A 24,827-nucleotide genomic window follows, 5' to 3' on the forward strand; every position below is an offset into this window, starting at 1 on the left:
TTACATGCTTAAAATCACCAACCTTCACGCCACGGTCGCTGACAAGCCGATCCTCAAGGGGCTCGACCTCGCCATCAATGCGGGCGAAATCCATGCGATCATGGGACCCAACGGCGCGGGCAAGTCGACGCTCGCCAACGTGCTGGGCGGCCGTCCCGGATACGAGGTCACCGACGGTAGCGCGATCTTCGACGGTCAGGATCTGCTCGATCTCGATCCGCATGCGCGCGCCGCCGCGGGGCTGTTTCTGGGCTTCCAGTATCCGGTCGAGATTCCCGGCGTGTCGAACGTCCAGTTCCTGCGCGAGAGCCTCAACGCGCAGCGCGGATCGCGCGGAGAGGCGCCGCTGTCGGGCGGCGACTTCCTCCGGCTCGCCAAGGAGAAGGCGGCGCTGCTCAAGATGGACATGGACATGCTCAAGCGGCCGGTGAACGTCGGCTTTTCGGGCGGCGAGAAAAAGCGCAACGAGATGGTCCAGATGGGCATTCTCGATCCAAAGCTCGCGATCCTCGACGAGACCGACAGCGGCCTCGACATCGACGCGCTGCGCACCGTCGGCGCGGGGATCAACGCGATCATGCGCAGCCCCGACAAGGCCGTGCTGCTGATCACCCATTACCAGCGCCTGCTCGATTATGTGAAACCCGATTTCGTCCACGTCCTCGCCGACGGCCGCATCGTCAAGACCGGCGGCCCCGAACTGGCGCACCAGCTCGAGGAAGAGGGTTACGAGGCGGTGGCGGCATGACCGCGCTCGCTCCCCTGCCGACGCGCAAATCGGAGGCGTGGCGCTATGCCGACATCGCCGCGCTGACGCGTGTGTGGGACGACCTTGCCGCGCCCGAAGAGATCGCGGTGCCAGCGGGCGAAAGCCGCGCGATGATCATCGACACGCTGCCACCGAGCGGGATCGTCCGGTTCGACGTGACCGTCGGCGACAGTGCGACCTTCGCGCTCCACGCGCTCGTTGCCAATGCCGATTACGGCCGCGTCGAGATCCGCGCCACGCTCGGCCGCGGCGCGCATTTCGAACTCGGCGGCGCGATCCTCGGCAACGGCGACCAGACGCTCGAGATCGTCACCGAGACGATCCACGCCGCGCCGAACGGCACGTCGAACCAGGTTGTCCGCCAGGTTCTCGCCGGCAAGGCGACGGGGACGTACATGGGCAAGGTCGCGGTCGCGCGCGACGCGCAGAAAACCGACGCCGCGCAATCGGTCAAGGCGATGCTGCTCGCGCCGGGGGCCACCGCCAACGCCAAGCCCGAGCTCGAAATCTACGCCGACGATGTCAAATGTGCGCACGGCGCAACCGTTGGCGAACTCGACAAGGCGGCATTGTTCTACATGGCCTCGCGCGGCCTCCCGCCCGAGGTCGCGCAGCGGCTGATGCTGCAGGCGTTCATCGCCGATGCCTTTGTCGGCATGGGCGACGATGCGGCGCGCGAAGCGATCGAGGCGAAGGCGCTCGGCATATTGGAAGGACTGGCATGACCGTTGAGCGATCCGAAAAGCCCCTCCCCTTCAGGGGAGGGGTTGGGGTGGGGCAGTCTCCCAATCGCGGCGATGAAGGCACGCCCCCACCCCCGGCCCCTCCCCTGAAGGGGAGGGGTGGAGATGGCGCTCTCGACAGCGTGCGCAGCGATTTCCCCGGCCTCAGGACCGAAGACGGCGGCGCCTGGCACTATCTCGACACCGCGGCGACCGCGCAGAAGCCGCAATCGGTGATCGACACGATGACGCGCGGCTTTGGCGAGGAATACGCCACCGTCCATCGCGGCGTCTATCAGCGCTCGGCCGAAATGACGCGGCGCTTCGAAGCGGCACGCAAGCGCGTCGCGAGCTTCCTCGGCTCGGACGACGACCGCGAGATCGTCTTCGTGCGTGGCGCGACCGAGGCGATCAACCTCGTCGCCAATACGTGGGGCGGGGTGAACATCCGCGAAGGCGACCGCATCCTCATCTCGGCGCTCGAACACCACGCCAACATCGTGCCGTGGCAGATGCTCGCGAGCCATGTCGGCGCGACGATCGACGTCTGCCCGCTGACCGACGACGGCAAGATCGACCTCGACGCCGCCGAAAAGATGCTGACCGAACGGCACAAGCTCGTCGCCTTCGCGCATGTCTCGAACGTCCTCGGCGGTGTTCTCGACGCCAAGCGCGCCGCGAGCATCGCTCACAAGGTCGGCGCCAGGTTCCTCCTCGATGGCTGCCAGGCGGTGCCGCGCGTTGCGGTCGACGTCCAGGATATCGGCTGCGATTTCTACGTCATGTCGAGCCACAAGCTCTACGGCCCGACGGGCATCGGCGCGCTGTGGGCGGCCTACGACACGCTCGACGCGATGCCGCCATGGCAGGGCGGCGGGTCGATGATCGACCGCGTGACGTTCGAAGGCGCAACGTACATGCCGCCGCCGGGGCGTTTCGAAGCGGGCACGCCTGCCATTGTCGAGGCGCTCGGGCTGCATGCCGCGATCGATTATGTCGATGCCATCGGCCTCGACGCGATCCACGCGCACGAATGCGACCTCACCACCAAGGCACGCGATGCGCTGGGGCAGATCAACTCGGTCCGCCTGCTTGGCCCCGCCGACAGCGCGGGCATCGTCAGCTTTTTGATGGAAGGCGTCCATCCGCACGACGTCGCGACGATCATCGACGAAGAGGGGGTCGCGGTGCGCGCCGGACACCATTGCGCCCAGCCATTGATGGACTATCTCGATATCCCGTCGACCGTCCGCGCCAGCTTCGGGGTATATAACGACGAAAGCGATGTCGCCGCGCTGGTGCGCGGCGTCGAACGCGTCAGGAAGATTTTCGGATGAACCACGAACGCAAGATCGAAACCGAGACCGTCGATGCGGTCGCCAAGCCTCAGCGCGCGAAGGTCGAGGACGCGAGCGTCGCACCCGCGCGCACGCCGATCATGGCGCCGTCGCCGCATGAGGCCGAGGAACTGGGCGAGGGCAATGTCCGCGAGACGTTCGAGCGCAAGCGCGACTATCTCGAAGGCTTTCTCTCGGCCAAGCCGCCCGAGCCTTCGGCGGCTGAACCCGGCAGCGACCTGCAGGCAGCGATCGTCGAGGCGATCAAGGAAATCTATGATCCCGAAATCCCGGTCAACATCTACGATCTCGGCCTGATCTACGATGTCTCGGTGACCGACAGCGGCCATGCGACGGTCAAGATGACGCTGACGACGCCGCATTGCCCCGTCGCCGAATCGATGCCCGCCGAGGTCGAACTGCGCGTCGGCGCGGTGCCCGGCGTCGGCATCGCCGATGTCGAACTCGTCTGGGACCCGCCATGGGACCCGCAGAAGATGAGCGACGAAGCCAAGCTCGAACTGGGTATGTTATGATGGTTTGAAGACTGACATTTAATTCCGCTCACCCTGAGCTTGTCGAAGGGTCGGGTTTTTTAAGAGGAAGGGCAGGGCTTCGACAGGCTCAGCCCGAACGGATTTTGAATTATGAGTGAAGCAGACCCCCAGGCCAAGGCGACGGCCCCCGCGCGCCCCGCGGCGATCACGCTGACGCCCGCGGCCGAGGCACGCATCGCCGACCTGATGGCGCGCGCGCCCGACGATGCGATCGGGGTCAAGCTCTCGACCCCGCGGCGCGGCTGTTCGGGGCTCGCTTACTCGGTCGATTACGTCAGCGAAGAGACCAAGTTCGACGAGAAGATCGAAACCCCCGGCGGCACATTCTACGTCGATGGCGGCTCGGTGCTCTACCTGATCGGATCGGTGATGGACTGGGTCGAAGACGATTTCGCCGCCGGTTTCACCTTCGCCAATCCCAACGCCACGGGCGCGTGTGGGTGTGGGGAAAGTTTTACCGTCTAGTCGCCCCACCGTTTTCGATCCGCCAGCGTGAGAACATCGGCGAAGCGATCGAGGACGAAATAGCGATCCTGGAAGCGGTCCGACCGGTACGGCTTCGTCATCGCCGCTTCGAGGTCGAAATCGATCCGCTGCGGCTCGTCGCTTTCGAGCGCGAAGCGCGTCTCGCCAAAGCTCGACAATATGCCTGCGCCAAAGATGCGCAATTCGCCGTCCTCACGCGCCAGGCCGAACTCGACGGTGCGCCAGTAGAGATGCGCGACGCGGGCGAGATCGCCCCTGGCGAGCGCGGCGAGGCCGATATGCCCCAGCGTCTCCATGAAATCGGCAAAAGCGGGATCGGCGAGCAGCGGGACGTGGCCGAAGACGTCGTGGAACACGTCGGGCTCCTCGAGATAATCGAGCTCGTCGGCACTGCGAATGAAATTGCCAGCCGGAAACTGGCGTTTCGCGAGGTGCGCGTAGAATATGTCGTCGGGGATCAGCCCCGGCACCGCCACCACTTTCCAGCCGGTCCGCGCGATCAGCGCCGCGTTGAGTTCGGCGAAATCGGGCACGCCGGGACGCGACAGGCTGAGCACGTCGAGGCAATCGTGAAAGGCCGACACCGCGCGCCCCTGAAGCAGCGTTTCCTGGCGTGCGAACAGCAGGTCCCAGACCGCGTGGTCGGCCCCGGTAAATCGCTCCCAATGCTGCGGCACCGTCCAGTCGAGCGCGGCCTCGGGCGGCGGCACCGGCGACGCGGCGAGGCCGTGCAGCTCTTTGATGATCGTTGTTTGCATATCCATGTCGGGAATTCCTTTTGCACAAAGAAAAACCCCGCCGGGATGTCCGGGCGGGGTTTCGAAAGACCGCGTGTCGTGGGCGACGCGCGCTAGTCGAAAACCGCCCGGCGGCGATAATAATAATAATATGAAGAGGCGTTCGACGCAGCGGTACGCACGGCGGTTGCCGGGAGCGTGATGCCATCCTGGGCCGAAGGCGCGTGCCGCGTCATTGCCCCCATCGAGCCTTTCACCGCCCGCCTGTCAACATTTACAAATGTAACGAGTTTGGTCGTCGGTCGCTCACAGCGGCTTGAGCGTGATCGTCAGCCCGTCCTTGGGGCGCGGGATCGGCCATAGCTGCCAGTCGGGCTCATATCCTTCGGCGACCTCGATACGGTGCGTCGTCAGCAGGTGATGGAAGAATATCTTCGCCTGCATATAGGCAAAATGCAGGCCGAGGCACATGTGTGCGCCACCGCTGAACGGGACCCAGGCGTATTTGTGCCGCTCACGCACCTGTTCGGGTTCGAAGCGCATCGGATCGAACTTCTCTGGCTCGGGCCAGTATTCGGCCATGTGGTGCGTGTACGACGGATTGATGCCGATCTGCGTGCCCGCCGGGATATGATAGCCGCCGAATTCGAAATCGGCGAGCGCGCGGCGCGGGATGCCCGGCACCGGCGGCACCATCCGCAGCGCTTCCTTGAAGGCATATTCGGTCAGCTTGAGCTCGCCGAGCGCATTGTGGCTGATGCGTTCACCGGCGCCCGCGACCGACAGCATTTCTTCGCGCAGCCGGTCCTGCCACTCGGGATTCTTGCCGAGCTGCCAGACGAGGCTGGTGATGCTGCTGGTTATCGTGTCGTGCGCCGCGAGCAGCATGAAGTTCATGTGATCGACGATCGCCTCGACGCTGAGCAGTTCGTCGTTCTCGTCGCGCGCCTGGCAGATCTTGGTGAACATGTCGTCGCCGTTGGAGTGCTTGCCGCCCTCGCGGCGGTCGGGAACCATCCGCGCCAGATAGTCGATGACGTATTTGCGGCCCTTGACCCCGCGGCCCATCGCGGTGAATGGCCACGGCTTGCGCACGACGCCGATCGAGGCGCGGACCATGTCGAAAAACGCCTGGTTGAGTTTCTTCGCCTCGGGACCGAGCGGAATGCCGAGAAAGCTCGTCGCGGCAAGGTCGAGCGTCAGCTGCTTGATCGCCGGGTAGAACTGGAAGGTGGTTCCGCTCCAGCTTTCGATCCGCTCGGCGATGCCGTCGTTCAGGCTGTCGGCATAGGCGCGCATCGGCTCGGGCTTGAACGCGACCGACAGCGTCTTGCGGTCCATCCGGTGATGATCGAAATCCATCAGCATCAGCCCGCGCGGGAAGACGCGCCACAGGACCGGACCCCAGCCCTGTTCGGAGCTGAAGATCTTGTTGCGGTCCATCAGGACGAGCTCATTGGCCTCGGGGCCGATCAGCGCGACCTGGCGTCCGCCGAAGCTGTTGACGCGATAGACCTTGCCGTGTTTCGCGACCATCCGCTCGGTGAAATCGGCGGGGTCCTTGAGCTGCTCTAGCGTCACGCCGACGACGGGCAGGCCGTCCTCACCGGGAATGTGATCGAGCGTGCTGCCAGCGGGCCATGGCTTCCAGTGCGGGTTTTCCCGGATCAGCGCGGCATGGGCATTCATAATGGCATTCTCCCTGCGTCGAGCCTAATCCTCTACTGACACCAATGCAAGTAAGAGGTTTATTCACCCCCAATTCAAGTGGAAGCGTGCAAGAGTAGCGACGAACTGCCGGAATCGCCTTGGAATTTCGCCGCGCAACGGCGGCAAGAGGTGGGCGCAATCGGGCGCATGTCCGGACGAGAGGAAGACAGACAATGGCCAATACGGGATTGAAAGCGACGCTTGCCGGCCTCCTTGCGATCGGCGCATCGGGCTGCATGTCGTTGGGTGGCTATGGCGCGGGTTACGGCGACGGCTATTATAGCGACGGCTACGGCGCGAACGACTATGCCTATAACGATCGCTGCTACGATGCCTATGACGGCTATGACGATTATTACAGCCAGTACGACTGCTATGATCGTAACGATTACAACAACCAGTTTTCGGTCAATATCGGCTTTGGCGGCGGCTGGTGGAACGACTTCTATTATCCCGGCTACGGCTATTACATGTTCGATCGCTATGGCGCCCGGCGCCAGCTTTACGGCAATTATGCGCGCTATTGGGGCGGGCGGCGGGCCGGCTACAACTGGCACCGTCATGGTGGCCATCGCGACGATTACCGCCGCGATCGGGACCGTGATGGACCCCATGATGGCCGCGACCGGAGCGAACGCCGCGATCGCAGCGGCGTCGGCGGTCAGATCATCGACCGCGTCGACCGCGCCAATGACCGGCCGAACCGTGGTCGCGGCGATCCGCGTGCATCAGCGCCCGCGGCTATCGACCGCAGCGCCCCCGAGACGGGTCGGCCTTCGCGCCAGATCGTCGACCGTATTGATCGGGCCAACCGGCGCGCACCCGCCGTCGTTCCGCAATCCCGCGCACCCGAACGTCCGGCGCGCGTCGAGCAGGCGCCGGTAGCCGCGCCAGTCGAGCGGGCCCGGCCGGCGCGCGCGTCATCACGGCGCGATCGCCAGGAGAACGAGCGGGTCCGTCCCGACTAAGCGGATTCGTTTGGGCTAAGCGGAATTTCGGCCGGCGACGCTCAGACGTCGTCGGCCGATTTCATTTCCTCGATATCGATTTCGCCGGTCATCGCCGCGACGGTGACCGCGACCGCGGCATCGCCGCTGACGTTGGTCGTCGTGCGCATCATGTCCATGATCCGGTCGATGCCGGCAATGAAGGCGATCGTCTCAAGCGGAACGCCGACGCTGCCAAAGACCAGCGCCATCATGATCAGGCCCGCGCCAGGAATCCCCGCCGCACCGATCGCGCCCAGCGTGGCGGTGATCGAGATCATGAAATAATCGCCCCACGACAGGTCGACGCCGAACAGCTGCGCGCCGAACAGTGTGGCGAGGCCGAGATACATCGCGGTGCCGTTCATGTTGATCGTCGCGCCAAGCGAGACGACAAAGCTCGACACGCTCTTCGACACGCCGAGGTTGCGCTGGGTGCAGCGCATCGTCACGGGCAGGGTCGCGTTCGACGATGCGGTCGAATAACTGACCGCCATCGCGTCGACGATGCCGCGGAAAAAGTCGATCACCGGCAGCTTGGCGAGGAACTTGATCATCGCCGAATACATCACGAAAATGATCAGCAGACAGCCGAGATAGTTGAGCCCGACGACCTGCGCGAGGCTGAGCAGTGCATCGGTGCCGAAACTGCCCGAAACCCATGCCATCAGCGCGAAGACGCCGAACGGGGTCAGCTCCATGACGATCATCGTCACCTTCTGCATGATGACCGAACCCGAATCGAAGATCTTGGCGACGGGCTCGCCCTCTTCCTTGGCCATCAGGATGCCGATGCCGATCAACAGCGCAAAGACGATCAGCGGCAGGACATTGACGTCGGCCATTGTCTGGACGGGGCTTTGCGGAATGATCGACAGGATCATGTCGGTCCAGCTGGTTACCGTCGGCGCGGGCGTTTCGCCCATCACGACCTTCGACGTATCGATGCCGAGGCCGGGTTTGAAGACCGTGCCGAGCAGCAGCCCGAGCCACACCGCGATCTGGCCGGTAACGACGAACAGCAGCAGCGCGCGGCCACCGATCTTGCCGAGTTTCTTGACGTCGCCGATTGCCGCGACACCCGAGACGAGGCTGAAGAAGATCAGCGGCACGACGAGCATCTTGATCGAGCGGATGAAGAAATCGCCGATCCATTTGATCTGTTCGGCGCCCGGTCCCCACCACAATCCTGCGCTAATGCCGAGGATCAGCGCGGCGACGACGCGTTGCCACAGGGGAATCCGGAACCACCAGCCTAGCATCGTCACGTCCCCCAGAAATTCGCGGCGCCATGCGGCCGACGCGGCACGCTAGCCAAGCGTCCAGCCGCGTGCAAGCGCGTCTATCCCAGCAGCGAAATTGCGATCACCGTCGCCAGGCCGACGCACAATGTCAGCGGGACGCCGGCCTTGAAGAAATCGACGAAGCGATAGCCGCCGGCGGCATAGACCAGCGTGTTGGTCTGATAGCCGATCGGCGTCGCAAAGCTCGCCGAAGCGGCGAACATCACCGCAATGACGAGCGGCTTGGGATCGATGCCGAGATCGTTGGCGAGCTTGATGACGATCGGCGTAACGACGATCGCGACTGCGTTGTTGGTGACGATCTCGGTCAGCAAGACCGACAGGATATAGACCGATGCGACCAGCGCCCAGGCGGGCATGTCGCTTAGTATCGGGGTCAGCGCCTCGACGATCAGCGAGACGCTGCCCGCCTTCTCAAGCGCCAGTCCGACCGCGAGCATCGCAAAGATGAGGACGAGGACATTGCCCTCGATCGAAGTCCACGCCTCCTCGGCATCGATGCAGCGCGTCAGCAGGATGACGCCGACCGCGATGATCGCGGCGATGCCGATCGACAGCATGCCGAGCGCCGACAAGATGACGACCGCGGCAAGCGCACCGATGGCGATCGGCGCACGGTCGCGGCGGAATTCGCGTACCAGCGTCTCGCCGACCGAATAGAGGTAGGGATTGCCGTAGAGCTGGCGCACGTCGCGCTCGGCCCCGGTGATCAGCAGCCGGTCGACCGCATGGATGCGCGCATTGGGCAGATCGGGCCCGGGCACCTTGCGAAAGCGCGATACGCCGAGGATGCGGACGCGCAACGTGCTCAAAAAGGGAATGTCGATCAACCGCTGGCCAATGCTCGGATGCGACGGCGCGATCGTCGCTTCGACAAGACCGACCGCGTTGGTCGCGACGTCCGAGTCGCCAGCGGTCAGCCCGACCTCGTAATCCTCGTTCTGGCGTAACGTCAGCAATTCTGCCGCGTCGAGGCGCAGCACCAGGCGGTCGCCCATGCCAAGCGTTTCGAAACCGATCGCCGTCCGTTGGAAACGCCCGCCGCGTTTGAGCGCGATGACCTGGATTTTCGATCGCTTGAACAGCGGCAGCTCGGCGATCTTGCGGCCCGCCAGTTCGCTGTCCTTGGTCAGCGTCACTTCGGTGAGGAAGCCCGCGCTCTCGTCGGCGACGACCGGTCCCGAATCCTTGTCTCCGGGCAGCAGCCAGCGACTGATGAAGATCAGCGCGAGCATACCCGATACGCCCGCGACGAGCCCGTAAGGCGTGATCGAGAAGATGCCGAACCCGTCCATCCCGGCGCCGCGCGCGACCGAATCGACGAGCAGGTTGGTCGACGTGCCGATCAATGTCGTCGTGCCGCCGAGGACGCAGACGTACGACAGCGGGATCAGCAGCTTCTTGGGGCTGACATTGATCGCCCCGGCAAGCCGGATGATGATCGGGATCATCACGACAACGACCGGCGTGTTGTTCATGAATGCCGAGGCGACATAGATGCCGACGAACATCTCGACGACGGCAAGCCGGGGATGTTTGCCCGCGCGCTTGATGATCGCGTTGGCGATCGCGTCGACCGTGCCGGTGCGCAGCAATGCGCCCGACAGGATGAACATCGCCGCGATCGTGATCGGCGCCTCGTTCGAAAAGACCGAGAACAGGCCCTTTGAATCGAGGATCCCGAGAAACAGGAAGGTGCACGCACCGATGATCGCGACGACGGTCGCGGGGAAGCGTTCGAGGACGAAGCCGACGAGCATCGCGGCGAGGATGATCAGGCCGATCGCGGCCTGATGCTCTTCGATAAAGATGCGGATGATGTCGATCATTTACGCGCAGCCTTCGATATAACCGACTTCGTCCCAGTGGCCGGTGCGCCAGTTAATGACCTTGTTGCCGTCAGTTTCGAATATCGTGCCATAAGCATCACCAGGAATATGGACCTCGGCATAATGTCCGGCCGGTCCTGTATAGGGATGCGGGCGGACCGTCAGTCGGTCGCCATAGATATTTCGCAGCTCTTTTTCGCTGGTTCCGGTGCGCGCGCCTTCGGGGGTCGTCCAGCGGAGCGAAGCCCCATCGTCGCCGACATCGAAGCGCACGAGGCGGTTGTCGTCGAGCATGACATCGAGGCCTTCGAACCCGGCGATCTTTCCGTAGGCGCAGGTCGCGCCCTCATCGAACGGCCTTTGCGTAATGGTGGAATGGTGGCCAAGTGAGCGGACCTCGTCGATAGTCATCAACGTGTGCACATCGCGGGGGCCTTGAGAGCTTAGCACATAGGGGCCAACCATCGCCTCGACAGCGGGGGCCACGGCGTTGTTGTCGGCGACCTGCGCATCGGAGTGCGCACTGTTATCCTGCTGTGCCGCCGACTGATCGGGCGCGGGCGCGCCGTCGCAAGCAGTTAGCGCATAGAGGCCCAGGGCAAGGGAGACGATTACCCGCATTGTGCGCGATGTAGCAGCATATGGTCGGCGAGGACGAGCGCCATCATCGCCTCGACGACGGGCACAGCGCGGATGCCGACGCACGGGTCGTGGCGGCCGGTTGTCGCGATCGTCGTTGCGCTGCCGTCGGGCGCGACCGTGTCGACCGGCGTGCGGATCGAGCTCGTCGGCTTGAACGCGACGCGCGCGATCAGGTCCTGGCCGGTGGTGATGCCGCCCGCGGTGCCGCCGGCATGGTTGCTCGTAAAGTCGGGCGGGCCGTCGTCGGCACCAGGGCGCATCGCATCGGCGTTTTCCTCGCCGGTCAGCCGCGCGGCTTCAAAGCCGTCGCCGATCTCGACCCCCTTGGCGGCGTTGATCCCCATCATCGCGGCGGCGATATCGGCGTCGATCTTGCCATAGACCGGCGCGCCCCAGCCGGCGGGGGCGCCGCTGGCGATGACTTCGACCACCGCGCCCAATGACGACCCCGCGCGGCGCGCCTTGTCGAGCATGGCGGCCCAGCGCTCCTCGGCGTCGGGATCGGCGCAATTGAGCGCGCTGGTATCGAGATGCTGCGCGGCAAAGCGCGTCGCGCGATCGCCGCCGAGCTCGACGAGATGCGCGCGAATGCCGACGGCGCCGATGACCTTCCGCGCGATCGCGCCGGCGGCGACGCGCATCGCGGTTTCGCGCGCGCTCGACCGGCCGCCGCCGCGCCAGTCGCGGATGCCATATTTGGCGTCATAGACGTAATCGGCATGGCCGGGGCGATAGGCGCGCGCGACCTCGCCATAATCCTTCGAGCGCTGGTCCTCGTTGGCGATGACGAGGCTGATCGGCGTGCCCGTGGTCTTCCCTTCGAATACGCCCGACATGATCTGCACCGCGTCGCTTTCGCGCCGTTGCGTCGTGTGGCGCGACTGGCCGGGCTTGCGCTTGTCGAGCCACGGCTGGATGTCGCTTTCCAACAGTGCGATCCCCGGCGGGCAGCCGTCGATGACCGCGCCGATCTCCGGCCCGTGACTCTCGCCCCACGTCGTCACGCGAAACATCCGCCCGAAGGTGTTTATGCTCATCGCGCGGCGCGCATCACGACCCCGAAATGTCGGGCGCGTCTTCCTGTTTCATGCCGACGGTGTGATAGCCCGCATCGACATGATGGACTTCGCCGGTGACGCCCGAGGCGAGGTCGCTGAGCAGGTACAGGCCGGCGCCGCCGACATCCTCGATCGTCACGTTGCGGCGCAGCGGCGCGTTATATTCGTTCCATTTGAGGATGTAGCGGAAATCGCCGATCCCCGACGCGGCGAGCGTCTTGATCGGGCCGGCCGAAATCGCGTTGACCCGGATGCCGTCGGGACCAAGGTCGTTGGCGAGATATTTGACGCTGGTCTCGAGCGCCGCCTTGGCCACGCCCATGACGTTGTAGTGCGGGATGACCTTTTCGGCGCCGTAATAGCTCAGCGTGACGATGCTGCCGCCCGGCCGCATCATCGCCGCCGCGCGCTGCGCCACCGCGACGAGGCTGTAGGCGCTGATGTTCATCGTCATCAGGAAATTGTCGAGGCTGGTGTCGAGATATTTGCCGCGCAGCTCGTTCTTGTCGGAAAATCCGATCGCGTGGACGATGAAGTCGATCGTCTCCCAGCGGCTCTTGAGTTCGGCGAAGGTCGTATCGAGCGCGGCCATGTCTGACACATCGCATTCGAGGCAGAAATCGCTCCCCAGACTCTCGGCGAGCGGCTTGACGCGCTTGCCGAGCGCTTCGCCCTGATAGGAAAAGGCCAGCTCGGCGCCCGCTTCGGAGAGTTTCTTGGCAATCCCCCAGGCAAGCGACTTGTCGTTGGCGAGGCCCATGATCAGCCCGCGTTTCCCCTGCATCAATCCGCTCATTCTGTTTCCCCGGTCTTTCTGGTTCTGTTGTCGTCTTGGCCGACACGGTCTTCGCGCTCTTCGGGCGATTCCGCGAGCGCGGCGTTGAGTTCTGCCCCGATAACCACCCCGAGCCCGACGAGGTAGAAGAAAAACAGCGCGACCATCACCCCGGCGAGGCTGCCATAGGTCAGATCATAGGCCAACAGCCCGCGCAGCAGCGGCGGCAGCGCCAGCGTGACCGCCACCCACCATATGGTCGTCGCCAGCGCGCCGGGCCATTTGGGACAGCCGCGGATGCGATATTTCTTCGGCGTCAGCGAATAGAACAGCAGATAGAGCGCGACGAACAGGCCGAGCGCCGACACGCCGCGCGACAGCAGGATCTGGAAATAGGCATCGACCCGGTCGGGCAGCACCAGCGAAAAGAACTGGTCGATACCGGTCAGCAGCACCTGTGCCGCGAACGACAGCATCAGGAGGAATACCGCGGCGACCATGATGCCGATCGAATAGAGCCGGTAATGCCAGAAGGTTTTCGAGAATTTGGTCCCATAAGCACGCCGCAATATGTCGCGGATCGTCTCGATCAGGCTGCCGACGGTCCACAAGGCGACGAGCGCGCCGAGCCATAACAAGGCGCCGGTCCGCGCCGCGAGCACTTCCTTGACCGGCCCGGCGAGCGTTTCGGCGACCGATGGCGGCATCGTCGAAAACACCGCGTTGATCGCGTCGCTCCCGCCCGTCGTCTGACCGAACGCGCTGAGCAATGCGGTGGCGAGGATGAAGAACGGGAACAGCGCGATCAGCGCCATATAGGCAAGGTTGCCGGCGTGGATGAAGCCGTCGAAATAGGTCCCGACGAGGACGCGCTTGGTGACGGTGAAAAAGCGGCTGCCCGGCGCGACCTTCCGGTACCCCTGGCGCATGATGAGGCGCATCCGCTTGTCGCGTTCGGCTCGCGCTTCGGGGGTTTCGGGTGAATGGCCCTGCGCGGCGATTTCGTGGGCGATCGCATGGTCGACGCGGTCGATCGTTTCGACGTCGTCCGAATCCGCCTTGGGCCCGAGTGGCGGCGGAGCGTCGCCTTGTTGATCGACCGGGCCGGGGTTCATAGGCCTATACGCCCAGCTCTTGGCGGACGTTGCGGGTATCTTTCCAGTGCTTGGCGAAGTCCTTGAGTTCGGCGTCGTCGGCGGGGAGGTCGACGTTGAGCGTCACGAGCTGGTCGCCGCGACCGCCGCCCTTCTTGCTGAAACCCTTGCCCTTGAGGCGCAGCGTCTTGCCGCTCGAGGTGCCCGCCGGCACGGTGACGAACACCGGATTATCGACCGTCGGTACCTTGATCTTGTCGCCGCGCACCGCCTCGCCGAGCGTGATCGGCACGTCGAGGCGGATGTCGTCGCCGTCGCGGCGGAAGAAACGGTGGCCCTTGACCTCGAGCGTGACGATCGCGTCGCCATTGCCGCCGGGGCCCGCCTGGCCCTTGCCCGACAGGCGCATCTGCGTGCCGGTTTCGATCCCTGCGGGCAGCTTCAAATCGATCGTCTTGCCGTCGGCGAGCGTGATGCGCTGCGCGCTGAGTGTCGCCGCATCGATGAAATCGACCGCGAGGCGATAGGCAACGTTGGCGCCCTTGGGCGGCGGGACGTTGCGCTGCTGCTGCTGGCCGAAGCCGCCGCGCGAGCGGCCACCGCCGCCGCCGAACAGGCCCTCGAACAGGTCGCCGAGATCGATATTCTCCTGTGAAAAGCCGCCGGGACCCGCGCCTTGCCCGCCCGGCTGGCCGCGAAACCCGCCGCCACCGCCGCCGCCGAAGCCGCCACCGAAGGGCGAGGTCGGATTGCCTTCGCCGTCGATCTCGCCGCGGTCGAAGCGCGCACGCTTGTCCTTGTCGGTGAGCAGGTCATACGCCTTGGTGACGTCGGAAAACCGCTCCGACGCCTTGTCGTTGCCCTTGTTCTTGTCGGGATGCAGCTCCTTGGCGAGCGTGCGATAGGCCTTCTTGATCTCGGCCTCGCTCGCGGTGCGGGCCACGCCCAGCGTCGAATAGGGATCGGCCATGAAATTCCTGTTTGCCTGTCGCTTCGGTCGCGGCGCCTGGCGCGCCAGTATGTGGCCCAGCATGTGGGGGAGCGGCGGCAAAGGTCAAGCGCGTTGATCATCGCCGAGTGTGGCGCAGCGCGGCCTCGACGCTGGCGCAATGACATCCTAGAAGGCGCACATCATGACCGCAGCCCCCGCTTCAGACCCCTTCGCCCTGTTCGCCGACTGGTACGCAGAGGCGCGCGCACACGAACCCAACGACGCCAATGCCATGGCGCTGGCGACCGCCGATGCCGACGGGCGACCGTCGCTTCGCATGGTGCTGCTCAAGGGCCATGACCGCGACGGTTTCGTCTTTTATACCAACCTGGGCAGCCGCAAGGCGGGCGATCTCGCCCAAAATGCCCAGGCCGCGCTGCTGTTCCACTGGAAATCGCTGCGCCGCCAGATCCGTATCGAAGGGCCGGTCGGCCGCGTCGCCGATGCCGAGGCCGACGCCTATTTCGCATCGCGCAGCCGCGATTCGCAGCTTGGCGCCTGGGCGTCGGAGCAGTCGCGCCCGCTCGCCGACCGCGCGACCTTCGAAGCGCGCTTTGCCGAGATGGAGACGCGTTTTGCCGGCGGCGACGTGCCGCGTCCGCCGGGCTGGTCGGGCTTTCGCGTGACGCCCGAGCGCATCGAGTTCTGGGCCGACCGGCCGCACCGGCTGCACGAACGCTGGCTCTATCGCCGCGCGGGCGATGGCTGGACCGCCGGGATGCTCTATCCGTGAGCGGCGCACACGCCCATGCGCACGCGCATACCAAGGGTCATTCGGGCCTGAACCAGCGCGCCGCGCTCGCCAGCGTGTCGGTTGCGCTGATGTTGCTCGTGCTCAAGTCGTGGGCCTCGTGGCAGACCGGGTCGGTCGCCATGCTCGGCAGCCTCGCCGATACCGGGCTCGACCTGTTCGCCTCGCTCGTCACGCTCTATGCCGTCCGGCTTGCCGGCATGCCCGCCGACGAGGATCACCGCTTCGGCCACGGCAAGGCCGAAGCGCTCGGCGCATTGTTCCAGGTCGTCCTCATCTCGCTGTCGGCAATCGGCATCGGCTGGCGCGCGATCGACCGGCTGATTTCGGGCGAGGCGACCGCGCAGGCCGAGCTCGGCATCGGCGTATCGGTCGTCGCGATCGTCGCGACGGTCGCCCTGCTCGCCTATCAGCGCGTCGTCATCCGCCGCACCGGCTCGATCGCGATCGAGGCCGACCATGTCCATTACCAGAGCGACCTGCTGCTCAACGCCGGGGTTATCGTCGCCTTGGTGCTCGAACAGCTCGTCGGGCTGCGCGGCGCCGACCCGGCGATCGGCATCGTCATCGCGCTGTGGCTGGCGTTCGGCGCGTGGCGCGCATCGAGCCGCGCGATCGATCAGTTGATGGACAAGGAGTGGCCCGAGGAGCGCCGCCGCAAGTTCGTCGAGGTTGCAAGCCGCTTTTCCGAGCTTGAGAACCTCCACGACCTGCGCACGCGCACCAGCGGCCATCGCGATTTCGTCCAGTTCCACGTCTGGATGGACCCCGACCTCACCGTCCAGCAGTCGCACGACATCATCGAACGGCTCGAAGACGAGCTCGCGCACGAATTCCCCGGCACCGAGGTGCTGATCCACATCGATCCGGCGGGCCATGTCGATGAACCCGACAATCCGCTCGCCGAAGCCGACGAAATCGAAAAACTCGAGGACGCACCATGAGCCAGACCATCATCCCGATCGTCCAGGTCGATGCCTTTGCCGACGCGCCGTTCGGCGGAAATCCCGCCGCGGTCATGCCGCTCGACGCGTGGCTCGACGACGATCTGCTGCAGGCCATCGCGGCGGAGAACAACCTCAGCGAAACCGCTTTCTACCTGCCCGACGCGACCGGCGAGGCCGATTTCGAGCTGCGCTGGTTCACCCCGACGGCCGAGGCCGCGATGTGCGGCCACGCGACGCTCGCCACCGGCCATGTCGTGCTGGGCCAGAGCGACGCCGACGCGGTGAGCTTTCGCACGCGCAAGGCGGGCGTGCTCCATGTTACGCGCAATGGTGACGGCTATGCGCTCGACCTGCCGGTGACGCGCGTCGAACGGCGCGATAATGCCGCGCTGCTCGCCGCGCTGGGCTGCGACGGCGAAGTCTACGAATCAATCAGCGGCGCCGAAGAAACCGCGATCGTCCTCATCGACAGCGAGGCGGCACTGCGCGCGCTCACCCCCGACATGCGCGCGCTGGGCGCGATCGAGCTGATGGCGATCGTCACTGCGCCGGGCGAGGCGAGCGACATCGCCAGCCGCGTCTTCGTCCCCGCCTGGGGCATCGATGAAGACCCCGTCACCGGATCGGCGCACGCCACGCTGACGCCCTTCTGGGCCGAACGGCTCGGCCGCGACAGTTTCGCCGCGGTCCAGGCGAGCGCGCGCGGCGGCCGCATGACGTGTCGGTTGGCCGGCGACCGCGCGATCCTCGGTGGCCGCTGCGTTACCGTGATCGAAGGCGTGATGCGGCTTTGACGTGTTGAGCACATCTCGCGACGGGCATGTTTGAAGGCAAAGCGTCTTCCCGCGCCGATTTGAAATCCGGAACGCTTTACGCTGTCGCTGGTGAGGCACAGTGGATTTATTATGGGCAGGTGACCACCGATAAGCGCGTCGGTTTCTTTCGACGCCGCGATCGGGATGTAGCCTCGACGACAGATATTCTGTCGACACCACCGATGGCCGTCATAGGTGTCGGTTACTCGTCGATCACGCGAGCGATGCGCTCGGGATCCTGGTCGAAACTCGGTCGGTTTGAGCTGATCCGTTCCCTCAAAGAACCTTGGCCGATGGTTCAATGGCCCGTGGGAACGCTGATCGTGAGCGTGTCAGATAGTGACGCGCAATACGATACGCGGATCGAAGACCCGGCCATCCAAAATATGGAAATCGCCGCGATCTGGGACGCCGAGCAAGACATCCCCGCAAGGCTGACCGCCGACTTCGGGAAAGAGGAAGCGGCCTGGCAGATTGGCGGGCCCGTTTGGCGCGAGCGCCGGGTTAGAGAGGAATACGCCCGGCGGTTTCCCGAGGCTCCCTGGCACCAACTGCCACCTGATTGGGTTCAGACGACTTTCTCCTAATCGGTCGCAAATTGGCCTCAATCTCCCGGTTAGCGCCGAGCGGCGCAGTCGGTTGCTGGCTGGGCAGTTGCGGTACCCAAATGACCGCGCCGAGCGGCCTGGTCCGCTCGGCGTTCTATTTCATCGCCGCACGCGGCAAGCCGGGCGGGGGCGACGTGCAGCGCGGGGCGTCGATATCGCCAATTGGCTTGCCCGCGGATCCTGCCCTCCCGCTGGCGCTGCCGTCATAATTCGCCCCTGGCGCGTTGCGCGCGGCGCACGTCTGCGATGAAGGCGGATGCCAGGTTGGCCTCTCCGACAATGTCTTCGGCGACCGACAGCTTCAACGGCTTGGAGAACATGACGCCGCACTGTAGCCCGCAGGTCCAGCGGACATGGCCACCGATCGGCAGCAGGTCGGGAAATTCGATCATCAGCGCCTGGCCGGTCTGGATCAGGTTGCGATGGCCTTTGCGCAGATGCTCGTGCGTCGCCATCATCAGCCCGCCGACCGCGATGTTGCCGACGGTCACATCGATCCGGTTGTGGTCGAAATAGGAGATCGCCGCTCGGTTGAGCGCCATCCGCGGGGCGCGCTGGGTGCGCACGCGGCGGCTGAAGCTGATCAGGCCCTGGAGGATGTCTTCCGAGAGCGGCCGGGCGAACCGAACACCGAACGCATCGTTCCGCCGCCAGCTTACTGTGCCCAGGAATAGCGGGAAGCCCTGCGTCTCGATCGCGACCTGCTCGCCGGTATTGACGAGCGCGCCGGGCGAAACCACCCGCATGCCGGTCGCCGACAGATCGAGGATCTGACAATCGTGCTCCGACGCCGGCAGCCGCAGCCGCGAGACAATGTCGGCGTCGTGGCGTTCGGCCGCACGCCGGTCATGGCCCGCTTTGTTGCCGATGCCGGGCAAGCCGGTGCCGTCCAGGATAGGGCGCCCGGCATCCCCCCCTGCGTCCGGCGGCGATCCGGGCCACGTCATGTCTGGGGTGATGGTAATGTGTCGGGCCTCCTGCTTCCCCTCTGTGGACGGTTAGGGTCCGGTTTTTATTAAGGGAAATCGGACGGCCTATGTCGCTTTCTTGTCGATCAGCACCGCCTGTTGCCACGCGCTCGGCGGTTTGTCGGTGCGGTGGATGCAGCCCGCCCAGCAGCATGGGCGCTTCTTGCCCTCGTGCAGTTCGTCGCACGTTCGCGCGATCCGCCGCGCGCGCGTTTTGTCCTGCTTGGCATCGTCGACCCAGCAGATGAACTCGTTGCGGCCGAGCGGGGTCAGGCCTTGCCACAGCGCAAGCGTGTCGCGATCTGCCGAAACCGCCGCTTGCATGTCGGCGCCCGCCGTGTGGACGGTTCCGTGCAGGAACCCGTCGGTCACAGCGTGTTGGTGAGGTCGCGGATCGCGTCGCGGACGTGCGGGATCTGATCCTTGGTCGAGATGCCGAGCCGAACGATCGTCAGCCGCCGCGAGGGGGAAACCACGACATATTGCCCCTGGTGGCCGAGCATCGCGAAAATGTCCGACGGGCCTTCGCCGGGCCACAGCGCCTTGCCCGATCCCGGCGGGCGCGGCTTGTTGAGCCACAGATGCCCGCCATAGCCGGCGTCGGTCGGCGCGCTCGTCTGCATGAAATCGACCCAGCTGTGCGGCAGCAGGCGCGTGCCCTTGCCATCGGCGCCGGTAAAGCCGTCGTTGCGCAGCAGCTCGCCGATGCGGGCAAAATCGCGCGCGGTGGCGTGCATGATCGATCCGCCGATCATCGTGCCGGCGGCGTCGAATTCGGGGGTCAGGCTGGCGATCCCGGCGGGCTGCATCAGTCGCCCGTTAAGATAGCGCAGCATCGCGTCGCGCCGTGCGGTCGGGTCGCGGCTCGGGGTCAGTGCACGCGCCAATATGTCGGCGACGATGACGCTCGTCGCGCTCGAATAATTGTACACTTCGTCGGGCTGCGCGGCGAGCGGCTGCCCCTCGGCATAGGCCGCCATGTCGGCCGACCCGCCGAGGAACAGCATCCGCACGGTATCGCTGTCGTAAACCGGGTCGCCCTCCTCGACATGCTGGATGCCCGACGACATGTGGAGCAGGTTGCGCAGCGTGATCGCACCGCGCGGGTCGCCCGGACGTTGCCAGGCGGGGATCGGCACCGGGGCATCGAGCGACAATTTGCCGTCGGCGACCATCATGCCCGCCAGGATCGCGGTGACCGTCTTGGCCATCGACCAGCTGATCAGCTTGCTGTCGGGGCCGAAGCCGGGCGCATAGCGTTCGATGATCGGCTTGCCGTCCTGCAGGACGAGCAGCGCGCGCGTCTCGCCCATGTCGTCGCCGGCAAACAGCGCATCGACGGTGCGCGTTACCGCCGCGCGGTCGCGATCGGCGGGAATCGCCATCAGCGGCGCGGTCTGTGTCGATGTCGGCGCCTCGACGCTGGTGACGGAGCGGGGCACCGCGAGCGCCGTGGTGGCGAGCGTGGCGGCGATTGCGGCAAGGCCGAGGCTTGCCAGCGCGATCGATTTGTTCTTCATGGGGGTGATGGATAGCAAGCAACCGCCCGCCGCAACAGGTACGAAACCGATTCCCCGCTGGAAAATCGTCACGCTCGCGATTCTCGCGCTGCTGATCGCGCTGATCGTGTGGCAATATCCCGGCCTGAAGGCGCAGGCCGAGGCGGGCAGTGCCTATGGCGCGCGCGTCGGCTGTTCGTGCCGCTATGTCGAGAATCGCGAACTCGGCAATTGCGAGAGCGATTTCGAGCCGGGCATGGCGATGGTCAGCCTCTCGGACGATCCCGAGACACGCACCGTCACCGCTTCGGTGCCGTTGCTCGGCAGCGCCAGCGCGCATTATGCCGGCCTGTCGGGCTGCATCCTCGACCGCGAGGACTGAGCGGAAGGGCTTCGCCTAAGCCGCTACGGCCAGCTCGGCGGCCTGGGTCGCGACGATCCAGCCGCCGCCGCAGACGCGCGTGCCATCGTAGATCACCGCCGCCTGTCCGGGCGAAACGCCGTATTCGGACGATTCGAACACCAGCCGGTCGCCGACCAGCTGCGCGGGCACCGGCTTGGCGAGCGAGCGCACCTTGGCGGTAATCGGCCCGGTCGGCGCGGCGCCGATCCAGTTGATGTCGGCGATCTGCGCGGCGACGACCGCAAGCGCGCGCTTCGGCCCGACGACGACGCGGCGGCTTTCCGCCTCGATCCGCACGACATAGAGCGGTTCGGCCTGGCCGCCGATGTCGAGTCCCTTGCGCTGGCCGACGGTGAAATGGACGATGCCGCGATGCTGTCCGAGCACGCGCCCGTCGAGCGCGACGATGTCGCCGCCCTCGGCCGCTTCGGGCCGGACCTTCTTGACGATGCTGGCATAGTCGCCGTTCGGTACGAAGCAGATGTCCTGGCTGTCGGGCTTGGCCGCGACCGCGAGGCCCATTTCGGCGGCGAGCTCACGCACGCGCGACTTGGGCAGGCCGCCCAAGGGAAAGCGCAGGTAATCCAGCTGGTCGTCGGTCGTCGCGAAGAGGAAATAGCTCTGGTCGCGCGCCGGGTCGATCGCGCGGTGGAGTTCGGCGCCCTGTTCGCCGACGATCCGCTGGACATAATGTCCGGTGGCGAGGCAATCGGCATCCATCGAGCGGGCAAAGGCGAGCAGGTCGGTGAACTTGACCCCCATGTTGCACTTCACACACGGGATCGGCGTGCGTCCGGCGAGATATTCGTCGGCGAAATCGTCGATCACCGACGCGCGGAAATCGCTTTCCTTGTCGATCACGTAATGCGCGATGCCGAGCCGTTCGGCGACCGCGCGCGCGTCGCGGATGTCCTGCCCGGCGCAACAGCTGCCCGTCCGGCCGACCGCTTCGCCATGGTCGTAGAGCTGCAGCGTGATGCCGATGACTTCGGCGTCGGTGCGCGCGGCAAGGCCGGCAACGACGCTCGAATCGACGCCGCCCGACATCGCGACGACGATACGGTTGCGCCCGGTGCGGGCGGGAAGGTCGAACGGATTTTCCATGATTGTCGCCCCATAGCTGGGAATTGCGGCGATTTCCAGCGTCGCGAAGCCTGCGGTTAACCTGCGCTAACCAGATGTGAAGAGCGCATTTACTCCCTCTACACCCTTGGCGCGTAGAGCGGGGAGGCGATGAACGAATCCCTCTTCACCCATGGCGCCTTCGATAGCGCACGGCCACTCGCCAGACCCGATTTCGAGGTGATGATGACGCTCGCCTCATTGCGTCAGGTCAATTCGCCGACTGCGCGGCTGGCGATGGCGGGGACGCATGGGGGTGCCGACGACACGATCTGCGCGCTGACGATTCTTGCCGGCCTGGCCAGATCGCTTAACCGCGATGGAACCGCGTCGTTCTATGACCTGTCGCATCTCGCGGCGAACGACGGCTGGCCGCTTCCGAGGTCTGAACGCGCCGTTAACCTTGGGATTTCAACCTATGTTCAGTCCCTCGTCCTAAACGCAACTGACCGGCCCGAACTTACGGAAGTTTTTGAAGACAAATGATAGAGAATCAGAAAATCAGGCCCGCGCAGGTCGTCGGTCCCCTCGGGGAACCGCTGACCGTCGATTCGCTGCCGCCGCCCGAAACGACCCGCTGGGTCGTGCGGCGCAAGGCAGAGGTCGTCGCTGCGGTCAACGGCGGGTTGCTCAGCGTCGACGACGTGTGCGACCGTTATGGCCTGACGACCGAGGAATTCGCCGGCTGGCAGCGGGCGATCGATCGCTCGGGCATGCCCGGTCTTCGCGTCACCCGAATCCAGCATTATCGCGACCTTTACGAACGCCAGCAGAAATACTGACGGTCGGGTCCGCCAGCGATCAAGAGATCGTTTTGACAGCGTAACAAGATCACAATAGGGTCGCCTTTGGGCGGCCCTTTTTGTTTCGCTGTCCGACTGCGAACGACGCTGTGATGAATGACCTTTCGGTAACGGAACAATCTTTCGCCTCGGCGGTTTCTCTCTCAACGGCCAATACGGGTTCATTGCCGTAAGTACAGGTTCAACAGGAGGATAACATGGGTATCATTATCGCAATCATCGTCGGCGGCATCATTGGCTGGCTGGCCAGCATTATTATGCGCACCGACGCACAGCAGGGCATCCTGCTCAACGTCATCGTCGGCGTCGTCGGTTCGTTCATCGGCACCTGGATCGGTGGCATGTTCGGTTCGGGCGCGTCGCTTTCGGTCTTCAGCCCGATTGGCCTGCTGTGGTCGCTGATCGGCGCCGTCGTCCTGCTGGCGATCGTCAATCTCGTTCGTCGCGGCAGCGTTCGCTAAACCCGCGCGAAACAACTCGACTAAGGATTGGCCCGGCTTTTGCCGGGCCTTTTCTTTGTGCTCATCGGAAAAATCGCTCTATAAGCTGCCGATCCCGACACATTTCCGACAAGTGTCGGTGGCAAGCGACCAAATACAGGCTTGCATCGGGTGACCTATTTAGATAATACACCGACGGTCTGAACCAGCCTTGGATATGCGGAAGTGAAAGCGATGAACCTCGAAAGCCCGATTGCCGGCGACACCGAATGGCATGATGTCACGTCCGAGGCGCCCTCGCGGCGGCGGCGCAACATCATCATCGCAGTCGTCATCGCGTTGATCGCGATCGCTGGAATCGCCTTTGCGATGACGCGTGGCGGCGACGAGTCGGCGCCGGCCGCAACTGCGGCTGCAGCCGACGGCGCCGACGGCAAGGGTGCCGCGGTGGTGTCGATCATCGTGCCCGGCAACCAGATCGTGACGCGGGAAATTACCGCGACCGGCAGCCTTGCTGCGCGCCGCGAAATGCCCGTCGGCATCCCCGGCGAGGGCGGCCAGGTGTCGCGCGTGCTGGTCGAACCGGGCCAGTGGGTCGGCGCCGGCCAGACGCTCGCGACGATCGACGCTTCGGTCCAGACGCAGAATGCCAGGGCGCTCGCCGCGCAGGTCCGCGTTGCCCAGGCCGATGCCAACCTCGCCCAGGCAGAGCTCGATCGCGCTCGCAAGCTGGTCGAACGCGGTTTCATCTCTCAGGCCGACATCGACAGGAAGACGGCGACGCGCGATGCCGCCAATGCGCGCGTGTCGGTCGCCCAGGCGCAACTCGGCCAGGCACAGGCGAGCAATCGCCGCCTCGCCATCCGGGCGCCCGCCGCGGGCCTCGTGCTCACGCGCAATGTCGAACCGGGACAGGTCGTCAGCGCCGGTTCGGGCGCGCTCTTCACCATCGCCAAGGGCGGCGAAATGGAACTTCTCGCACAACTCAGCGAGGACGATCTGGCGCAGGTTTCGGTCGGCGTTCCGGCAACCGTCGTGCCGGTCGGCTCGAACCGCGAGATTACCGGCAATGTCTGGCAGATTTCGCCCGTGATCGATGCGCAGAACCGTCAGGGCACCGCGCGGATTTCGGTTCCCTATGATCGTGGCATCCGCCCCGGCGGCTTTGCCAGCGCGACGATTAAGGCGGGCGCGACCAGCTCCCCGGTGCTGCCGGAATCGGCGGTGATGAACGACACCAAGGGCAATTACGTCTATATCGTCGACAAGGATAACAAGGTCGTCCGCCGCGCGGTGACGACGGGGACGGTGACCCCGGCCGGCCTGACGATTGCATCCGGATTGAACGGCGATGAACGCGTCGTTGCCTTTGCCGGCGGCTTCCTCAACCCCGGCGAGATCGTCAAACCCAAGCCGATGGCGCAGTCGGCGGCTACGTCCGCGACTCCGGCCAGATAACGCAACCATGCCCAGC

Annotated in this window: 29 protein-coding genes; 15 read left to right on the forward strand and 14 right to left on the reverse strand. The window is 65.1% G+C overall.

Annotated features, from left to right (window positions below; translation table 11 throughout):
- Window positions 1–4: 4 nt before the first annotated feature.
- From sufC to FSZ31_RS02350, 5 genes are all read left to right on the forward strand, one after another.
- Complete coding sequence (gene sufC / locus FSZ31_RS02330; RefSeq protein WP_147121439.1) at window positions 5–748, forward strand: Fe-S cluster assembly ATPase SufC; 744 nt, start codon at window positions 5–7, stop codon at window positions 746–748.
- Window positions 745–1,494, forward strand: coding sequence for a SufD family Fe-S cluster assembly protein (locus FSZ31_RS02335; protein WP_147121440.1), 750 nt, complete (start codon window positions 745–747; stop codon window positions 1,492–1,494). Before sufC ends, FSZ31_RS02335 begins: the two co-directional genes overlap by 4 nt.
- Window positions 1,491–2,828: an aminotransferase class V-fold PLP-dependent enzyme gene (locus FSZ31_RS02340; RefSeq protein WP_147121441.1), complete on the forward strand. Its 1,338-nt coding sequence runs from the start codon at window positions 1,491–1,493 to the stop codon at window positions 2,826–2,828. The genes FSZ31_RS02335 and FSZ31_RS02340 overlap by 4 nt, the downstream gene beginning before the upstream one ends.
- Window positions 2,825–3,364: an SUF system Fe-S cluster assembly protein gene (locus tag FSZ31_RS02345; protein WP_147121442.1), complete on the forward strand. Its 540-nt coding sequence runs from the start codon at window positions 2,825–2,827 to the stop codon at window positions 3,362–3,364. Before FSZ31_RS02340 ends, FSZ31_RS02345 begins: the two co-directional genes overlap by 4 nt.
- 111 nt (window positions 3,365–3,475) lie before the next feature.
- Window positions 3,476–3,850, forward strand: coding sequence for a HesB/IscA family protein (locus FSZ31_RS02350; RefSeq protein ID WP_147121443.1), 375 nt, complete (start codon window positions 3,476–3,478; stop codon window positions 3,848–3,850).
- Here FSZ31_RS02350 and phhA read toward each other — a convergent pair.
- The 3 genes from phhA to FSZ31_RS02360 all read right to left on the reverse strand — a co-directional run bounded on the left by phhA (window position 3,847) and on the right by FSZ31_RS02360 (window position 6,297).
- Window positions 3,847–4,635, reverse strand: coding sequence for a phenylalanine 4-monooxygenase (phhA, locus tag FSZ31_RS02355; RefSeq protein WP_236643624.1), 789 nt, complete (start codon window positions 4,633–4,635; stop codon window positions 3,847–3,849). The two genes, FSZ31_RS02350 and phhA, sit on opposite strands and share 4 nt — an antisense overlap.
- Before the next feature lie 86 nt (window positions 4,636–4,721).
- Window positions 4,722–4,844: a hypothetical protein gene (locus tag FSZ31_RS13010; protein ID WP_268934245.1), complete on the reverse strand. Its 123-nt coding sequence runs from the start codon at window positions 4,842–4,844 to the stop codon at window positions 4,722–4,724.
- A gap of 70 nt (window positions 4,845–4,914) precedes the next feature.
- The gene (locus FSZ31_RS02360; protein WP_147121444.1) at window positions 4,915–6,297 is read right to left on the reverse strand and encodes a cytochrome P450; all 1,383 of its coding nucleotides are present in this window, start codon (window positions 6,295–6,297) and stop codon (window positions 4,915–4,917) included.
- A gap of 194 nt (window positions 6,298–6,491) precedes the next feature.
- Between FSZ31_RS02360 and FSZ31_RS02365 the strand changes: the two genes are divergently transcribed.
- A complete protein-coding gene (locus FSZ31_RS02365; protein ID WP_147121445.1) occupies window positions 6,492–7,286 on the forward strand; it encodes a hypothetical protein in 795 nt (264 codons plus the stop codon).
- 41 nt (window positions 7,287–7,327) lie between these two features.
- Here FSZ31_RS02365 and FSZ31_RS02370 read toward each other — a convergent pair whose 3' ends face one another.
- The 7 genes from FSZ31_RS02370 to FSZ31_RS02400 form a co-directional block, all read right to left on the reverse strand.
- Entirely contained in the window at window positions 7,328–8,566 is a 1,239-nt protein-coding gene (locus FSZ31_RS02370; RefSeq protein WP_147122504.1) for a dicarboxylate/amino acid:cation symporter, read from the reverse strand.
- 80 nt (window positions 8,567–8,646) lie between these two features.
- Window positions 8,647–10,437: an SLC13 family permease gene (locus FSZ31_RS02375; RefSeq protein WP_147121446.1), complete on the reverse strand. Its 1,791-nt coding sequence runs from the start codon at window positions 10,435–10,437 to the stop codon at window positions 8,647–8,649.
- Window positions 10,438–11,058, reverse strand: a complete 621-nt coding sequence (locus tag FSZ31_RS02380) for a hypothetical protein (protein ID WP_147121447.1) — start codon at window positions 11,056–11,058, stop codon at window positions 10,438–10,440.
- Window positions 11,049–12,116, reverse strand: coding sequence for a chorismate synthase (gene aroC, locus FSZ31_RS02385; protein WP_147121448.1), 1,068 nt, complete (start codon window positions 12,114–12,116; stop codon window positions 11,049–11,051). The genes FSZ31_RS02380 and aroC overlap by 10 nt, the downstream gene beginning before the upstream one ends.
- A gap of 13 nt (window positions 12,117–12,129) precedes the next feature.
- Entirely contained in the window at window positions 12,130–12,933 is an 804-nt protein-coding gene (gene fabI / locus FSZ31_RS02390) for an enoyl-ACP reductase FabI (protein ID WP_147121449.1), read from the reverse strand.
- Entirely contained in the window at window positions 12,930–13,853 is a 924-nt protein-coding gene (locus tag FSZ31_RS02395; RefSeq protein ID WP_147122505.1) for a YihY/virulence factor BrkB family protein, read from the reverse strand. Before FSZ31_RS02395 ends, fabI begins: the two co-directional genes overlap by 4 nt.
- A gap of 178 nt (window positions 13,854–14,031) precedes the next feature.
- Window positions 14,032–14,976, reverse strand: coding sequence for a DnaJ C-terminal domain-containing protein (locus FSZ31_RS02400; protein WP_147121450.1), 945 nt, complete (start codon window positions 14,974–14,976; stop codon window positions 14,032–14,034).
- Window positions 14,977–15,139: 163 nt separating this feature from the next.
- Here FSZ31_RS02400 and pdxH point away from each other — a divergent pair, with 163 nt between their 5' ends.
- From pdxH to FSZ31_RS02420, 4 genes are read left to right on the forward strand one after another with little or no spacing between them, the layout of a single operon-like run.
- Window positions 15,140–15,730: a pyridoxamine 5'-phosphate oxidase gene (gene pdxH / locus FSZ31_RS02405; RefSeq protein ID WP_147121451.1), complete on the forward strand. Its 591-nt coding sequence runs from the start codon at window positions 15,140–15,142 to the stop codon at window positions 15,728–15,730.
- Window positions 15,727–16,692 (forward strand): cation diffusion facilitator family transporter, encoded by a 966-nt coding sequence (locus FSZ31_RS02410; RefSeq protein ID WP_268934246.1) that lies wholly within the window; start codon window positions 15,727–15,729, stop codon window positions 16,690–16,692. Before pdxH ends, FSZ31_RS02410 begins: the two co-directional genes overlap by 4 nt.
- A complete protein-coding gene (locus tag FSZ31_RS02415) occupies window positions 16,689–17,489 on the forward strand; it encodes a PhzF family phenazine biosynthesis protein (protein WP_147121452.1) in 801 nt (266 codons plus the stop codon). Before FSZ31_RS02410 ends, FSZ31_RS02415 begins: the two co-directional genes overlap by 4 nt.
- 26 nt (window positions 17,490–17,515) lie before the next feature.
- On the forward strand, window positions 17,516–18,097 hold the full coding sequence (locus FSZ31_RS02420; protein ID WP_147121453.1) for a hypothetical protein: 582 nt from the start codon (window positions 17,516–17,518) through the stop codon (window positions 18,095–18,097).
- A 224-nt stretch (window positions 18,098–18,321) separates the two neighbouring features.
- Here FSZ31_RS02420 and FSZ31_RS02425 read toward each other — a convergent pair whose 3' ends face one another.
- The 3 genes from FSZ31_RS02425 to FSZ31_RS02435 all read right to left on the reverse strand — a co-directional run bounded on the left by FSZ31_RS02425 (window position 18,322) and on the right by FSZ31_RS02435 (window position 20,606).
- Window positions 18,322–18,996 (reverse strand): PilZ domain-containing protein, encoded by a 675-nt coding sequence (locus tag FSZ31_RS02425; RefSeq protein ID WP_161595925.1) that lies wholly within the window; start codon window positions 18,994–18,996, stop codon window positions 18,322–18,324.
- A gap of 156 nt (window positions 18,997–19,152) precedes the next feature.
- Window positions 19,153–19,458: a YdeI/OmpD-associated family protein gene (locus FSZ31_RS02430; protein ID WP_147121455.1), complete on the reverse strand. Its 306-nt coding sequence runs from the start codon at window positions 19,456–19,458 to the stop codon at window positions 19,153–19,155.
- Window positions 19,455–20,606, reverse strand: a complete 1,152-nt coding sequence (locus FSZ31_RS02435; RefSeq protein WP_147121456.1) for a serine hydrolase domain-containing protein — start codon at window positions 20,604–20,606, stop codon at window positions 19,455–19,457. The genes FSZ31_RS02430 and FSZ31_RS02435 overlap by 4 nt, the downstream gene beginning before the upstream one ends.
- A 7-nt stretch (window positions 20,607–20,613) precedes the next feature.
- On the opposite strand from FSZ31_RS02435, the gene FSZ31_RS02440 reads away from it, so the two are divergent.
- Window positions 20,614–20,967, forward strand: a complete 354-nt coding sequence (locus FSZ31_RS02440) for a hypothetical protein (RefSeq protein ID WP_236643625.1) — start codon at window positions 20,614–20,616, stop codon at window positions 20,965–20,967.
- Between the two features lie 15 nt (window positions 20,968–20,982).
- On the opposite strand, the gene mnmA is transcribed toward FSZ31_RS02440, so the two are convergent.
- Window positions 20,983–22,092, reverse strand: a complete 1,110-nt coding sequence (mnmA, locus tag FSZ31_RS02445) for a tRNA 2-thiouridine(34) synthase MnmA (RefSeq protein WP_147121457.1) — start codon at window positions 22,090–22,092, stop codon at window positions 20,983–20,985.
- 129 nt (window positions 22,093–22,221) lie between these two features.
- Between mnmA and FSZ31_RS02450 the strand changes: the two genes are divergently transcribed.
- The 4 genes from FSZ31_RS02450 (at window position 22,222) to FSZ31_RS02465 (ending at window position 24,811) form a co-directional block, all read left to right on the forward strand.
- A complete protein-coding gene (locus FSZ31_RS02450) occupies window positions 22,222–22,596 on the forward strand; it encodes a hypothetical protein (protein WP_147121458.1) in 375 nt (124 codons plus the stop codon).
- The gene (gene sciP / locus FSZ31_RS02455; protein WP_147121459.1) at window positions 22,593–22,892 is read left to right on the forward strand and encodes a CtrA inhibitor SciP; all 300 of its coding nucleotides are present in this window, start codon (window positions 22,593–22,595) and stop codon (window positions 22,890–22,892) included. Before FSZ31_RS02450 ends, sciP begins: the two co-directional genes overlap by 4 nt.
- A 218-nt stretch (window positions 22,893–23,110) precedes the next feature.
- Window positions 23,111–23,374 (forward strand): GlsB/YeaQ/YmgE family stress response membrane protein, encoded by a 264-nt coding sequence (locus tag FSZ31_RS02460; protein WP_147121460.1) that lies wholly within the window; start codon window positions 23,111–23,113, stop codon window positions 23,372–23,374.
- 213 nt (window positions 23,375–23,587) lie between these two features.
- Window positions 23,588–24,811, forward strand: a complete 1,224-nt coding sequence (locus FSZ31_RS02465) for an efflux RND transporter periplasmic adaptor subunit (RefSeq protein ID WP_147121461.1) — start codon at window positions 23,588–23,590, stop codon at window positions 24,809–24,811.
- Window positions 24,812–24,827: the final 16 nt, after the last annotated feature.

The sequence above is a fragment of the Flavisphingopyxis soli genome (genome assembly GCF_007995095.1).
GTDB lineage: Bacteria > Pseudomonadota > Alphaproteobacteria > Sphingomonadales > Sphingomonadaceae > Flavisphingopyxis > Flavisphingopyxis soli.

Bases quoted from the DNA above. Each gene is read 5' to 3' on its own strand.
- FSZ31_RS02370 (WP_147122504.1), bottom strand. From the start codon at position 8,566: ATGCTAGGCTGGTGGTTCCGGATTCCCCTGTGGCAACGCGTCGTCGCC.
- FSZ31_RS02340 (WP_147121441.1), top strand. From the start codon at position 1,491: ATGACCGTTGAGCGATCCGAAAAGCCCCTCCCCTTCAGGGGAGGGGTT.
- FSZ31_RS02350 (WP_147121443.1), top strand. From the start codon at position 3,476: ATGAGTGAAGCAGACCCCCAGGCCAAGGCGACGGCCCCCGCGCGCCCC.
- mnmA (WP_147121457.1), bottom strand. From the start codon at position 22,092: ATGGAAAATCCGTTCGACCTTCCCGCCCGCACCGGGCGCAACCGTATC.
- FSZ31_RS02345 (WP_147121442.1), top strand. From the start codon at position 2,825: ATGAACCACGAACGCAAGATCGAAACCGAGACCGTCGATGCGGTCGCC.
- FSZ31_RS02420 (WP_147121453.1), top strand. From the start codon at position 17,516: ATGTTTGAAGGCAAAGCGTCTTCCCGCGCCGATTTGAAATCCGGAACG.
- FSZ31_RS02335 (WP_147121440.1), top strand. From the start codon at position 745: ATGACCGCGCTCGCTCCCCTGCCGACGCGCAAATCGGAGGCGTGGCGC.
- FSZ31_RS02365 (WP_147121445.1), top strand. From the start codon at position 6,492: ATGGCCAATACGGGATTGAAAGCGACGCTTGCCGGCCTCCTTGCGATC.
- FSZ31_RS02460 (WP_147121460.1), top strand. From the start codon at position 23,111: ATGGGTATCATTATCGCAATCATCGTCGGCGGCATCATTGGCTGGCTG.
- pdxH (WP_147121451.1), top strand. From the start codon at position 15,140: ATGACCGCAGCCCCCGCTTCAGACCCCTTCGCCCTGTTCGCCGACTGG.
- FSZ31_RS02450 (WP_147121458.1), top strand. From the start codon at position 22,222: ATGAACGAATCCCTCTTCACCCATGGCGCCTTCGATAGCGCACGGCCA.
- FSZ31_RS02360 (WP_147121444.1), bottom strand. From the start codon at position 6,297: ATGAATGCCCATGCCGCGCTGATCCGGGAAAACCCGCACTGGAAGCCA.
- FSZ31_RS13010 (WP_268934245.1), bottom strand. From the start codon at position 4,844: ATGACGCGGCACGCGCCTTCGGCCCAGGATGGCATCACGCTCCCGGCA.
- FSZ31_RS02375 (WP_147121446.1), bottom strand. From the start codon at position 10,437: ATGATCGACATCATCCGCATCTTTATCGAAGAGCATCAGGCCGCGATC.
- aroC (WP_147121448.1), bottom strand. From the start codon at position 12,116: ATGAGCATAAACACCTTCGGGCGGATGTTTCGCGTGACGACGTGGGGC.
- FSZ31_RS02415 (WP_147121452.1), top strand. From the start codon at position 16,689: ATGAGCCAGACCATCATCCCGATCGTCCAGGTCGATGCCTTTGCCGAC.
- sciP (WP_147121459.1), top strand. From the start codon at position 22,593: ATGATAGAGAATCAGAAAATCAGGCCCGCGCAGGTCGTCGGTCCCCTC.
- fabI (WP_147121449.1), bottom strand. From the start codon at position 12,933: ATGAGCGGATTGATGCAGGGGAAACGCGGGCTGATCATGGGCCTCGCC.
- FSZ31_RS02380 (WP_147121447.1), bottom strand. From the start codon at position 11,058: ATGCGGGTAATCGTCTCCCTTGCCCTGGGCCTCTATGCGCTAACTGCT.
- FSZ31_RS02440 (WP_236643625.1), top strand. From the start codon at position 20,614: ATGGATAGCAAGCAACCGCCCGCCGCAACAGGTACGAAACCGATTCCC.
- FSZ31_RS02400 (WP_147121450.1), bottom strand. From the start codon at position 14,976: ATGGCCGATCCCTATTCGACGCTGGGCGTGGCCCGCACCGCGAGCGAG.
- phhA (WP_236643624.1), bottom strand. From the start codon at position 4,635: ATGGATATGCAAACAACGATCATCAAAGAGCTGCACGGCCTCGCCGCG.
- FSZ31_RS02435 (WP_147121456.1), bottom strand. From the start codon at position 20,606: ATGAAGAACAAATCGATCGCGCTGGCAAGCCTCGGCCTTGCCGCAATC.
- FSZ31_RS02395 (WP_147122505.1), bottom strand. From the start codon at position 13,853: ATGCGCCTCATCATGCGCCAGGGGTACCGGAAGGTCGCGCCGGGCAGC.
- sufC (WP_147121439.1), top strand. From the start codon at position 5: ATGCTTAAAATCACCAACCTTCACGCCACGGTCGCTGACAAGCCGATC.
- FSZ31_RS02465 (WP_147121461.1), top strand. From the start codon at position 23,588: ATGAACCTCGAAAGCCCGATTGCCGGCGACACCGAATGGCATGATGTC.